Here is a 12,436-nt window from a genome sequence, read left to right as displayed (position 1 = left end):
GCCGACCGGACCGACCGGACGGCTCCGCACCACCCGCACAACCCGCACCACCCGCACCACCCCTCACCCGCACCACCCCCATCGCATCCACGAAAGGATCGAAATGCAGCATTCGAAGATGAAGGCAGCCGCTGTCATCGCCATCTCGGCGTTCGCGCTCGCCGGTTGCTCGGCATCCGGCGGAGACAGCTCAGGCACCGGCGGCGACGCCGCAGCCTCGTGCACCCCGGCGGACGGCGACGTCACGCTCGAGTTCACCTCCTGGATCCCCGGCATCGAAGACGTCGTCGAGATCTGGAACGAGGCCAACCCCGAGATCCAGGTCGACGTGCAGACCGGCCCGAACGGCAACGGCGGCACGTACCAGAACTTCTTCAACCAGATCAAGGCGGGCGACGCCCCCGACCTCGGCCAGATCGAGTACGACGCCCTGCCGAACTTCCTCGTGCAGGACGGCCTCGAAGACCTCAGCGCCTGCGAAGACGTCGTCGCCGCTGAAGACCAGTTCGTCGACTGGGCCTGGGGTCAGGTGACGCTCGGCACCGAGGGCGTCTACGGCGTGCCGCAGGACACCGGCCCCATGGCGCTGTTCTACCGCGCCGACCTGTTCGAGGAGAACGGCATCGAGATCCCCACCACGTGGGACGAGTACCGCGACGCCGCCGTGAAGATCCGCGACCTCGGCGGATACATCACCAACTTCTCGCAGTCGGACATCAACCAGTTCGCCGGCTTCGCCTGGCAGGACGGCGCTCAGTGGTTCTCGAGCGACGACGAGGGCTGGACGGTCTCGATGGCGGATGACGCCACCGCCACGGTCGCGGACTTCTGGCAGAGCATGCTCGACGACGACCTGGTCGCGACGGTTCCCGCGTGGACCGACGAGTGGAACAACGCCTACAACTCCGGTCAGGTCTGGACCTGGAACTCCGCCGTCTGGGGTGCCAACTCGATCTCGAGCGGCGCGCCCGACACGGCGGGCAACTGGGCCGTCGCACCGCTCCCGCAGTGGGAGGAGGGTGGATCCGCCGCCGGCAACTGGGGTGGCTCGTCGACCGCCGTCCTCAAGGGCAGCGAGCACCTCTACGAGGCGACGAAGTTCGCGCTGTGGCTCAACACGTCGGATGAGGCGCTGACCGCGCTCGCCGAGGCCGCCAACCTCTACCCGGCCACTACGGCGGGGCTCGACCTTCCGGTCTACGCCGAGGGCGTCGAGTTCTACGGCGGACAGAAGATCTACGACGTCTTCGCCGACGCCGCCACCCAGGTCTCGCCCGACTTCGCATGGGGCCCGACCATGACCCAGACCTACTCGGACGTGTCCGACGGTTTCAAGGCCGCGGTCTCGGGCAGCGGCACGCTGCTCGACGCGATCGAGAAGGGTCAGACGGCCACCGTCGACGCGCTCAAGGCCGCGTCGATCCCCGTCAAGGAGTAACACCCCTCGGAGGCCCGCCCGTATGCTCACGGGCGGGCCTCCCTTTTCGTCTGGAGCGGCAATGAGCGAACTCGTCCACCTGACCTCGGCCGGCGTGAGCGTCGTCATCGACACGACGAGTGCGCGCCTGCTGCACTGGGGCGCGGCGCTCGACGGCGCCGACCTCGATGCGCTCGCGGGCTCGTCGACCGGCTCGGTGACCTTCAGCTCGTTCGACGCGCCGCGCACCTTCCCGCTGCTGGCCGTCGAGGCCGACGGGTGGTCGGGCGCACCGGCTCTGGCCTGGCACCGGGGTGGTCTGCACAGCGCCCCGCTGCTGCGCTCGGTCGGGTGGGAGGCGACGGCGACGTCGCTGCGGGCGGAGTTCGCGGATGCCGAGGCCGGTGCCTCGGTGGTGCTCGACCTCTCGCTGGATGCCGTCGGCGTGCTGATCGCCCAGGTGTCGGTGACGAGCACCGCGGATGCCGCCGAGCCGCTCGACCTGCTGGCTGCGCGCATCCTGCTGCCGATCCCCGCTCATGCCACCGAGGTTCTCGATCACACGGGGCGCTGGACCGGCGAGCGTCACCCGCAGCGGGGCGCCCTGCGCCACGGAGCGCACCTGCGTCAGGTGCGCCGCGGTCGCGGGGGTCACGACGCCCCGTACCTGACCGCCGTCGGCACCGACGGGTTCGGCTTCCGTCGCGGCGAGCTGTGGACCGCGCACGTCGCGTGGAGCGGCGACCTCGAGGTCGGCGTCGAGCGGCTGCCCGAAGGTGCCGGTGTGCACGGGGCCGTTCTCGGCGGGGGAGAGCTGCTGCTTCCCGGCGAGATCCGGCTCGCGGTGGGTGAGACCTACGTCTCGCCGCAGGTTCTCCTCACCTATGGTGCGAGCGGCCTCGACTCGGTGTCTGCCCGTCTGCATCAGACCGTGCGCGCGTTCTCGGCGCACCCCACGACACCGCGCCCCCTCGTGCTCAACACGTGGGAGGCCGTGTACTTCGATCACGACCCGGCGAAGATCATCGAGCTCGCCGAGGCCGCGGCATCCGTCGGCGTCGAGCGGTTCGTGCTCGACGACGGATGGTTCCGCGGACGACCCGACGACCGATCAGGGCTCGGCGACTGGTACATCGATCACGCGAAGTGGCCGGATGGCCTGCGCCCGCTCGCCGAGCACGTGCACTCTCTCGGCATGCAGTTCGGGCTGTGGTTCGAACCCGAGATGGTGAATCCGGTGTCCGACCTCGCCGCACAGCATCCGGACTGGGTGCTGCAGGCGTCGCCCGATTCGCCCACCTGGCGGCACCAGAAGGTGCTCGACCTCGCGAACCCGGATGCCGCGGCCTACCTGCTCGAACGCCTCGACGCCCTGGTCTCGGAGGTCAGGATCGACTTCATCAAGTGGGACCACAACCGCGACCTGCACGCGGCGGTGTCGCCGCACACGGGCCGTGCGTCGGTGCACGCGCAGACCACCGCGTTCTACGCACTGCTCGATGCGCTGCGTGAGCGGCATCCCGCCCTCGAGATCGAATCGTGCGCGAGCGGCGGCGCCCGCGTCGACCTCGGCGTGCTGCAGCGCACACAGCGCGTGTGGGCCTCGGACTCGAACGACCCGGTCGAGCGTCAGCGCATCCAGCGCTGGACCGGCACGCTCGTGCCGCCGGAAGTCGTCGGCTCGCACGTCGGCCCGCCGGTCGCCGAGACGACGCACCGCGCGGCATCCCTGCCGTTCCGCATGACGACCGCCCTGTTCGGCCACGCCGGCATCGAGTGGGACATCACCGGATGCACCGGCGACGAGCGCGCGGCGCTGACGCGCTGGACCGCGCTGTACCGCGAGCTGAGGCCGCTGCTGCACGCGGGCGCCACCGTGCGCAGTGACGAGGTCGACGACGAGACCCTGCTGCACGGCGTGGTCGCGATCGACGGCTCGCGGGGTGTCTTCGCGTGGGTGCGTCTGGGCGCCTCGGTCGACGGCTTCACGCCCCGCACCCGCATCCCCGGGCTTCAGGCGGGGGAGCGGTACCGACTGCGCGTGCGCGAGGAGCTCGGCGCGGTGTCGCGTCACCAGGTGTCAGACCCCGCCTGGCTGGATGTCGGCGTCGAGGCGACCGGCGCGTTCTTCGAGTCCGTCGGAGTGCCCCTGCCGCTGCTCGCGCCGGGAGCGGCGCTGCTGCTCGAGGCCGTCCGAGTCTGAACGGGGCGTTCGGGTCTGACGGGCCGTTCGGGTCTGACGGGCCGTTCGGGTCTGGCTGGGGGCCATGCTAAACTGACTCTTTGTCTGCGCACACTCCTGTGCGTAGTTCGCGTGCTTCCCCTTCTTCCACCGAGAAATCGGCGATGCGGGGTGGCGCGCAGACAAGGGATCTTGGGTGAGGCCGTCCGGCCTCACGGTATAGAAGGAGTCACATCATGGCAGCAGTGTGCCAGGTGACAGGAGCTGTTCCCGGCTTCGGTCACAACGTCTCGCACTCGCACCGCCGGACGAAGCGTCGCTTCGACCCGAACGTGCAGAAGAAGACCTATTTCGTCGCTTCGCTCGGTCGTAAGATCACGCTCAACGTGTCCGCCAAGGGCATCAAGGTGATCGACGTCCGCGGCATCGAGAACGTGGTCAAGGACCTCCAGGCGAAGGGTGTGAAGCTCTAATGGCCAAGAAGGCTCAGGACGTACGTCCGATCATCAAGCTGCGCTCGACGGCAGGTACGGGTTACACGTACGTGACGAAGAAGAACCGCCGCAACACCCCCGACCGCCTCGTGCTCAAGAAGTACGACCCGGTCATCCGTCAGCACGTCGAATTCCGAGAGGAGCGTTGATCAATGGCTAAGAAGAGCAAGATCGCTCGCAACGAGCAGCGCAAGGTCATCGTCGAGCGTTACGCAGAGCGTCGCGCCGAGCTGAAGAAGACCCTGGTCGACCCGAACGCCACCGACGAGGCCCGCGAGGCCGCACGCGTCGGCCTGCAGAAGCTGCCGCGCAACGCGTCGCCGGCTCGCGTGCGTTCGCGCGACGTCATCGACGGCCGCCCCCGCGGTGTCCTCACGAAGTTCGGCATCTCGCGTGTCCGCTTCCGTGACATGGCACACCGTGGCGAGCTGCCCGGTGTCACCAAGTCGAGCTGGTAAGTCTCAGCAGACAAGCCGAAAGGGGCGAGGATCTTCGGATCCTCGCCCCTTTCGCTGTGCCTGGGCGCAGTGTGTCCGGGGGCGTGTGCTTCGCCCTCGTGAGCGCTTCTCGGCGTCAAGAAATATTAATACTTGGCGTTATTGAAATATTAATGTATTCTTGGGGTATCAGCCACCCGCTGATCCGTCGGACCGAGAGTTCTGGAGCCGGCGCACGCGACATCGTCGCGAAGACCCACCGAAGGAACCCCATGATCACCGCGAACTCTTCCGCGCGCCGCGCCGCACGCTCGCGCACAGCCCTCCCCGCTCTCATTGCGAGCGTCGCCCTCGTGGCGGCATCGGTCGGTGTCGGGGCGGCCCCGGCATCCGCCTCCGTCCTTTCCGCCGAAGAAGACATCTCCGCACAGGCGAGCACTGCGGGGGCGGGTCCGTCGGATGCGCACGTCGAGACCCCGGCCGTCGAGGCTCCTGCGTTCGAGGTGCCCGTCGTCGAGGGGCCTGTCGTCGAGGTGCCTGTCGTCGAGGGGCCTGTGGCTGAGGGGCCTGTGGCTGAGGTGCCTGCGGCTGAGGTCGCGGCTGCGGAGGCATCCGTTCCCGAGGCCGAGCCGTCCGCTCCGATCTCCCCTTCCGAGTCGGCGATCCTCGCGACCGCGGTCAACATGCAGAGCTACTCAGGCGGCACCGTCACGATCGTGACCCCGGGGCAGACCTTCGAGCAGGGCAACACCATCCGCAACATGGGGCCGGTGGGCGTCCCGGCGAACGCCGCCCGACTGCATTTCCGCGCCGACAACGGTCTGATCATCGCCAGCTCGAATCTGCGCAACGTCGGCGTCAACGGCACCCGCACCCGCGCCTGTACTCCTGGCGAAGGGGGCGCGACGCTTGAGTGCGTCACCCAGTCGAACTGGAACCCGATCGGCGCCTCGACGACGGGCAACTCCTACTCGAACTTCTACACCAGCGTCCGGATCCCCGCGGATGCGATCCCGGGCACGACGTACGCGCTGCACTACTCGTTCGACTTCGACTCCGCGGTCTACGAGAACACCAACCGCCTGACGTCCGCCACCTGGTACTACCGCGTGGCCGTGCCGGCTCCCGTGATCGAGACCTCTCCTCAGCCCGTCGGCCCGAACGCGACGATCGTCGGCACCGGCGTTCCCGGAGCCACGGTCTACCTCTCCCAGTACAACGGGGCGGCGCTCGGAACCGCCGTCGTCGGCGAAGACGGTCGCTGGAGCATCATCCCGTCGATCCCCTTCGTCGACGGGGTGAACATGGTCTCGGCGTATCAGCACTCGGTGGATGCCGATTCGATCCAGAGCGGTGTCGTGTTCAACGTCGACGCACAGGTGGACCCTCCGACCGTGGCCGGCCCCGAGGGTGAGCAGGATCTCAGTGAGCCCGTCGAGCTCGTCGGCACGGGTGAGCCCGGGGCGACGATCGTGGTGCGCGACGAGGCCGGCACCGTCGTGTGCTCCACGACCGTCGAGGTCGACGGCACCTGGACCTGCGTCATCCCCGCTCTCGAGGACCGTGACCAGGAGCTCTCGGTCACGCAGACCGACCGCGTCGGCAATGTCAGCACGCCGGTCGCCGTCAGCATCCACAAGACTTCCGCTCCGGGCCCCCAGCCCGGTGACGGATCCACGCCGGAGGTGGGCCCCCAGCCCGCGTCCGGAGCCGCTGCCGATCCGATCTCCCCATCGGATGCGTCTGCGCCCTTGACGGCGCCGGCGCGGGCGGCGGAATTGGCTGCCACGGGCGGTGAGATCGACGGCATCCTTCTGGGTGCCGGTGGACTCCTGCTCGTCGCCGGCATCCTGTCTCTCGCGATTCCCCGTCGCAGAGTGCAGTAGGCCGCCAGACAGCCGGGAGGGGCGAGGATCTTCGGATCCTCGCCCCTTTCGTATTCCTGTGGGTGTGCCGCCGTGCCGCCGTACGCCTCAGCCGGCCCGTCCCTGGGGAGGAGAACTGCGCATGGGGAGGAGAGAATCCGGGAATCCGTCCCCCTGAGGCGCAGTCTTCCTCCCGAGGCGCATGAAGATAGTGCAGAGAAGCACGACGGGATGGGAAGGCATCGCCGCGCTGCGGCACCACCTGTTGGCCACGCGGCGCCACCCCTTGGCCACGCGGCAGTGTCACGTCTTCTGCACGCTGCAGTGCCACCTCTTCTGCACGCGGCAGCGAACGATCTGCGCGATGCACGATTCGTGGGAATCGCGCCAAACTCGGATGCCGTCATCAGCGATCCTCGATGAGTGACCCCGACACAGGCCCTGGCTCAGCACGATGGCGTGGCGCGCACCGAGACGCTGAGTCGGCTCGGCGTCAGCCGGCACTCCATTCGGTCCGCAGTGCAACGCGGTGAGGTCATCTCCGTGCGCCGGGGGTGGGTCGCGCTGCCTGGCGCCGACCCGATGCTTCTGGCTGCTGCGCGCCGCGGGGTGGTCCTGAGCTGCGTCACTCTCGCGGCGCGGAGGGGGCTGTGGGTGCTCGACGCCTCCGAACCGCATGTCGCCGCACCGGCGAGGTCGGGTCATGTGACGGTCTCGCGCGGAACGATCCACTGGAACGAGCCGGTGTTTCCGCGGAACCCCGACTCACGGGAGGATTCACTCGAGAATGCGCTGATCGTGGTCGCAGGCTGCCAGCCTTACGAGAGCGCGCTGGCGACATGGGAGTCGGCCATGCGGCAGTCTCTCGTGGACCCGGGGATGCTCGAGCGAGCTCCGCTTCCGCCGAAGGCCCGACGGCTACTCGCCGATGCCAGGCCGTTCGCCGATTCCGGTACGGAGAGCATCTTCCAGACGCGATTGCGGTGGTTGGGAATCCTGGTCGTGCCGCAGGTCTGGTTACTCGGCCATCGGGTCGACTTCGTCATCGGCGAACGTCTCGTCGTCCAGATCGACGGCGGACATCATGTCGGGCAGCAGCGCACGAGCGACATCGCCCATGACGCCCTGCTGACGCTGCACGGCTATCACGTGATCCGCATCGGCTACGACCAGCTGATGGGACAGTGGGCGCAGGTGCAGCAGATCATTCTGGCCGCCATCGGGCAGCGACTTCATCTTGCGGCCTGAAGGTGACCGACCCCTCGGGAGGAGAACTGCGCCTCGGTAGGAGGAAATCCGCAGATCTCTCCTCCCGAGAGGCAGTCCTCCTCCCGAGGGCGGCGGGCGCCCCACAGGGGCCGCGCCCCACCATCAGACGGATGCTGTCGCGTGCGCCACCGCCCAGGTGAGCGCGTAGTCGGCGATCTCCTCCCAGCCGTCCTGGCTGACGAGTCGGTGGGTGCGGCCTGCGTACTCCTTGTACTCGACGGTGGCGGGGCTGCCGGAGGAGAGGTACTTCTTCACGATCGCCCGACCGATGGCCGGCGGCACGACGTGGTCGATCTCGCCGGTGATGACGAGCAGTGGGGCGCGGTCGGCGCGGGAGTAGTCGACGTGGGTGACGCCACCCTTCTCGTCGAGCACCGAGGTCACACCCTCGAAGAACACACGGTTGTAGGAGTTCACGGCGCACTCCTCCCAGAGGGCGTCGGATGCCGCACGCGACAGGTCGTTGCCGAACGTGAAGTGGAAGTGGCGCTTCGACAGCGGCTTGGCGCCGTTGCGACCGAACGGATTCGACAAGATCGGCGTTCCGGTCCAGAGGGTCGAGAGGGGGAGCGCGGTGACGCCGGCGGTCTGTCCGGGGGCGACGCCCACGTAGGCGGCGCCGAGTCCGCGGTCGGCGAGCATCTGGGTGAGCACCCCGCCGAAGGAGTGGCCCATGATGATCGGCTTCACGGGGAGTGCGCGGATGATGCGCTCGTAGTTGTCGGCGTTCTATCTACCGCAACCTATTCCCAGATATTCACAAGTCGCGGTTCGAAACCCGGGGTTCGGATGACACGATGAGAGGGATCACCATGGACACCACCACTCGCACGACGACGACCGATGCTCCGAACGCCGACGCTCCGAAGCGGCCCAGCGCAGCCCGCGCCCGGCTGATCGACAGCGCGACGAGGCTCTTCTACGAGGAGGGGATCCACGCGGTCGGCGTCGATCGGATCATCGAAGAGGCCGCCGTCACCAGAGCCACCCTCTACAAGCAGTTCGGCGGCAAGGAGAATCTTGTCCTCGCCTACCTGCGCAATGAAGACGAGATGCTCCGGGCGATGTTCGCCGAGGCCGGCGCCGAGGTCGCCGACCCCGCCGAGATGGTCGATGCGGTGATCGAGGGCATCGCCGCCGACATCCGCCTCAGGCACACGCGCGGATGCCCGTTCATCAACGCGGCGGCGGAGTACCCGGATGCCGAGGGCGCCGTGCGCCAGCAGATCGAGGAGCACCGGGAGTGGTTCCGCTCCACCCTGCAGGGGGTCGCCGAGCTGGCCGGTCTCGACAGCCCTGCCGAACTCGCGGCCTCGCTCGTGCTGCTGCGCGATGCGGCCCTCGTCGGCGGCTACCTCGACGGAGAGGACCGCGTGGCCCCGGCCTTCGCGCGCACCGCCCGCTCCGTGGTCGACGCGCATCGCCCGCGCTGACGGGCGTATTCGATGATGCGGCGGACGACAGCGGGCACTGGACGAACGCCGACGGATGTGTGGCGGATCGGTGGCGGCCGACTGGCGGCTGACTGGCGCTCCGATGGCGTGGCGGTGGATGGTAGCCGATCGAGAGCATGGAGCACATGAACACGACACGAATCACCGAGCTGCGCCAGGCGCAGGGGTGGACACAGGAACGGCTGGCGAACGAGAGCGGAGTCGGGCTCCGAACCGTGCAGCGGCTCGAGGCCGGGCAGGATGCGAGTCTCGAGACTCTCTCGCTCGTCGCCGATGCGCTGCAGGTTCCGGTGCGGGACCTCTTCGCCGCGATAGAGGACGACGCGCTCAGCAGTCGAGTGGATTCGCTGCAGCAGCGGACCGACGATCAGCAGGCATCGCGCGACCGGATCACGAAGGCCTGGCGATGGCTCTACGTGGGGATCGGCATCGTCTGTACGCTGCTCAGCTTCACGTTCCCCTACGGACTCGTCCTCTTCCTGTCGTACTGGGTCGGCGGATACGTGATCCTCAGTGCACTGCGGCGGATCGTCCTCGAGCCGCAGCTCGATACCCGTTTCCCGCTCTCCAAGGAGACGCGGACTCGCCGGGCGAAGCGTCGAGCAGCGGCGTCCGCAGTCGCAGCGGCGTCGGATTCCGGCAGCGATCAGGTGCCCAGTGCGTCACCCGTGCAGTGATCGCGGGTGCGGGAGCGGCCAGGATCGCAGCCGCATCGGCACCTGAAGCAGGCGCCTGAGAAGCCGCCACACGAGTCACATTCGTCACTCCTGCCCCACGACACGCCGCCGAAAAGCCCAAAACCCGCGAAATGACGCGGAAATGTGGGTGGTGGTTGGTACATTCAAGGCGGTCACTCGACCAACGGAGGGCATCAGCCCCCCGAACACCAACGATGCGACGGGAACCTCGTCGCTGGAGGATGACATGGCTGACAAGTCCATCACCAAGACCGAGCTCGTCGCGAGCATCGCTTCCGCCACCGGCCAGAGCCAGGCCACCGTCTCCGGTGTCCTCGACGCGCTGTTCTCCTCGGTCTCCGACGCTGTTGCCAAGGGCAGCAAGGTCTCGATCCCGGGCTGGATCTCGTTCGAGCAGGTCGCGACCGCAGCTCGCACGGGCCGCAACCCCCAGACCGGCGCCGAGATCAAGATCCCGGCCGGCCACCGTGTCAAGGTGACCGCTGGTTCCAAGCTCAAGGCTGCCGTCAAGTAAGACCGCACCTCTTCGAAGGCCGCTCCCGATCAGTCGGGGGCGGCCTTCGTGCGTTCTCCCCGATGCGGCGGCTTAGGCTTGTGGTGTGAGTGCCCGCGCCGTGCAGACCCCGACCAGCTCCGCGTATCGCGCGGGCGGAATCGGGATCCTCCTCGCGGCCGCACTGATCGGCGTGCTCATCGCCCTCGCGTTCGGCGGGGGAGCGGCGCCGCTGCTGCTGCAGGACCCCGGTCCGTTCGTGCGGTGGGCCACCCCGATCGCCAAACTCGTCATGAACATCGCCTCGGCGGCGATGCTCGGCTCACTCGTGCTCGCTCTCTTCTCGCTGCGCAGCGAGGAGAAGTCGTTCGACCTCGCCCTCAACACGGCATCCATAGGTGCCGCCGTCTTCACGGTCACGGCCGGCATCGGCGGCTTCTTCACCTTCATGGCGGCGTTCAACCCGCAGCTGAGCGCCGAGCGCGAGTTCGGCCAGCAGCTCGGACGCTTCCTGCTGGAGCTGCCGCTCGGACAGTCCTGGCTGATCACCACGATCATGGGCTCGGTCATCACGGTCCTCGCGTTCGCGTGGCGCACCTGGACTCCCACCCTCATCACGGCGCTCCTGGCCGCCGCATCGTTCCTGCCTCTCGCGACGCAGGGGCACTCGGGTGAGCTGTCGGGTCACAACATCGCGGTCAACTCGATCCTGCTGCACACGATCGGGGCGGCTGTCTGGCTCGGAGGTCTGCTGCTCGTCGTGATCCTGCGGGGCCGCTCGGGCATCGGCACCGCGCAGCTCGTCGGCCGCTATTCGAGCCTCGCCATCGCGGCCTTCGCCGTCGTCGCGATCTCGGGACTCACCCGTTCGTTCGTCGCCCTCGGCGACATCTCGCAGCTGTGGACGCCGTACGGCATGATCCTGCTCGCGAAGGTGGTGCTGCTGGGCGCCATGGGCCTGCTCGGCGCCTGGTACCGCATCCGCCTGATCCCTCGTCTCGAGGGCGCGAACGCCTCGCGCTGGTTCTGGATGCTGGTGCTGTGCGAGGTCGCGCTCATGGGCCTCGCCTCCGGTGCCGCCGCCGCGCTCGCGCGGACCCCTCCGCCCACGGGCGAGGAGGCGGCCTTCGTGCAGACGCCCGCCGAGAACCTCACTCGCTCGCCGCTGCCGCCGGAGTTCACGATCGACCGCTGGTTCACGGCGTGGGACATCGACGTGCTCTGGCTGGTCGCCGCGGGCCTCGGACTGTTCTTCTATCTCGCCGGCGTCCGTCGCCTGCGGTTGAGGGGCGACCGCTGGCCGATCCACCGCACGATCTTCTGGGTGCTGGGCATGCTGTTGCTCGTCTGGGTCACGGGTGGGCCGATCAACGCCTACCAGGAGTACCTGTTCAGCGTGCACATGCTCGGGCACATGATGCTGTCGATGGCGATCCCGCTGCTGCTGGTCTCGGGTGCGCCGATCACCCTGGCGCTGCGCGCGATCCACAAGCGCGACGACGGCACACGTGGCGGCCGTGAGTGGATCATGTGGGCGGTGCACTCGCCGTTCTCGCGGGTGGTCACGCATCCGTTCGTCGCGGCCGGCATCTTCATCCTGTCGCTGTGGGCCTTCTACTTCACCGACCTCGTGCGCTGGTCGATGTTCGAGCACCTGGGCCACGAATGGATGGTCGCGCACTTCCTGATCTCGGGCTACCTGTTCGTGATGAGCCTGATCGGCGCCGACCCGGTGCCGTATCGCCTGCCGTACCCCGGCCGTCTCATCACCCTGATCGCGATCATGGCCATGCACGCCTTCTTCGGCATCGCGATCATGATGCAGGAGGGGCTGATGGTCGCCGACTGGTTCGGCTCGATGGGACGCACGTGGGGCCCGACACCGATGGACGATCAGTACATCGGCGGCGGCATCGCCTGGTCGATCGGTGAGATCCCGACCCTGATCCTGGCGATCACGGTGGCCATCCAGTGGAGCCGCAACGACACCAAGCTGCAGAAGCGCCGCGACCGGCATGCGGATCGCACGGGTGAGGCCGAGCTCGAGGAATACAACGCGAAGCTCGCGGCTCTGGCCGAGCGCGACCAGCGCGAGGCCGAACGTCAGGCACGCTGACACTGCGCTGA

12 protein-coding genes are annotated in these 12,436 nt (G+C 68.2%); 11 read left to right on the top strand and 1 reads right to left on the bottom strand.

What is annotated here, in order from left to right; translation table 11 throughout:
- The first annotated feature begins 103 nt into the window (after window positions 1-103).
- The 7 genes from RQG77_RS18060 to RQG77_RS18030 all read left to right on the top strand — a co-directional run bounded on the left by RQG77_RS18060 (window position 104) and on the right by RQG77_RS18030 (window position 7,643).
- Window positions 104-1,438, top strand: a complete 1,335-nt coding sequence (locus RQG77_RS18060) for an extracellular solute-binding protein (protein ID WP_311245972.1) — start codon at window positions 104-106, stop codon at window positions 1,436-1,438.
- Between the two features lie 61 nt (window positions 1,439-1,499).
- A complete protein-coding gene (locus RQG77_RS18055) occupies window positions 1,500-3,620 on the top strand; it encodes an alpha-galactosidase (protein ID WP_311245971.1) in 2,121 nt (706 codons plus the stop codon).
- Window positions 3,621-3,835: 215 nt separating this feature from the next.
- Window positions 3,836-4,072 (top strand): 50S ribosomal protein L28, encoded by a 237-nt coding sequence (gene rpmB, locus RQG77_RS18050; protein ID WP_042540533.1) that lies wholly within the window; start codon window positions 3,836-3,838, stop codon window positions 4,070-4,072.
- Window positions 4,072-4,242, top strand: coding sequence for a 50S ribosomal protein L33 (gene rpmG / locus RQG77_RS18045; protein WP_017203558.1), 171 nt, complete (start codon window positions 4,072-4,074; stop codon window positions 4,240-4,242). The genes rpmB and rpmG overlap by 1 nt, the downstream gene beginning before the upstream one ends.
- Window positions 4,243-4,245: 3 nt before the next feature.
- On the top strand, window positions 4,246-4,551 hold the full coding sequence (gene rpsN / locus RQG77_RS18040) for a 30S ribosomal protein S14 (RefSeq protein ID WP_017829734.1): 306 nt from the start codon (window positions 4,246-4,248) through the stop codon (window positions 4,549-4,551).
- Window positions 4,552-4,802: 251 nt separating this feature from the next.
- Window positions 4,803-6,416: an Ig-like domain-containing protein gene (locus tag RQG77_RS18035; RefSeq protein WP_311245970.1), complete on the top strand. Its 1,614-nt coding sequence runs from the start codon at window positions 4,803-4,805 to the stop codon at window positions 6,414-6,416.
- Between the two features lie 402 nt (window positions 6,417-6,818).
- On the top strand, window positions 6,819-7,643 hold the full coding sequence (locus RQG77_RS18030) for a DUF559 domain-containing protein (RefSeq protein WP_311245969.1): 825 nt from the start codon (window positions 6,819-6,821) through the stop codon (window positions 7,641-7,643).
- Window positions 7,644-7,766: 123 nt separating this feature from the next.
- Here RQG77_RS18030 and RQG77_RS18025 read toward each other — a convergent pair whose 3' ends face one another.
- Window positions 7,767-8,372, bottom strand: a complete 606-nt coding sequence (locus RQG77_RS18025; protein WP_396653430.1) for an alpha/beta fold hydrolase — start codon at window positions 8,370-8,372, stop codon at window positions 7,767-7,769.
- Window positions 8,373-8,476: 104 nt separating this feature from the next.
- Between RQG77_RS18025 and RQG77_RS18020 the strand changes: the two genes are divergently transcribed.
- From RQG77_RS18020 to RQG77_RS18005, 4 genes are all read left to right on the top strand, one after another.
- Complete coding sequence (locus RQG77_RS18020) at window positions 8,477-9,097, top strand: helix-turn-helix domain-containing protein (RefSeq protein ID WP_311245968.1); 621 nt, start codon at window positions 8,477-8,479, stop codon at window positions 9,095-9,097.
- A 146-nt stretch (window positions 9,098-9,243) separates the two neighbouring features.
- Window positions 9,244-9,795 carry a helix-turn-helix transcriptional regulator gene (locus tag RQG77_RS18015; protein ID WP_311245967.1) on the top strand — a complete coding sequence of 184 codons (552 nt, stop codon included), beginning with the start codon at window positions 9,244-9,246 and terminating at the stop codon, window positions 9,793-9,795.
- 247 nt (window positions 9,796-10,042) lie between these two features.
- Window positions 10,043-10,330: an HU family DNA-binding protein gene (locus RQG77_RS18010; RefSeq protein WP_042541574.1), complete on the top strand. Its 288-nt coding sequence runs from the start codon at window positions 10,043-10,045 to the stop codon at window positions 10,328-10,330.
- Window positions 10,331-10,415: 85 nt separating this feature from the next.
- Window positions 10,416-12,425: a cytochrome c oxidase assembly protein gene (locus tag RQG77_RS18005; protein ID WP_311245966.1), complete on the top strand. Its 2,010-nt coding sequence runs from the start codon at window positions 10,416-10,418 to the stop codon at window positions 12,423-12,425.
- The last annotated feature ends 11 nt before the right edge of the window (window positions 12,426-12,436 follow it).

Origin of the sequence: Microbacterium sp. WCS2018Hpa-23 (genome assembly GCF_031843845.1) — a bacterium.
In the GTDB taxonomy this organism is placed as follows: Bacteria; Actinomycetota; Actinomycetes; order Actinomycetales; family Microbacteriaceae; genus Microbacterium.
Note: the sequence above shows the minus strand (reverse complement) of the source record. Positions and strands in the feature narration are given on the sequence as shown.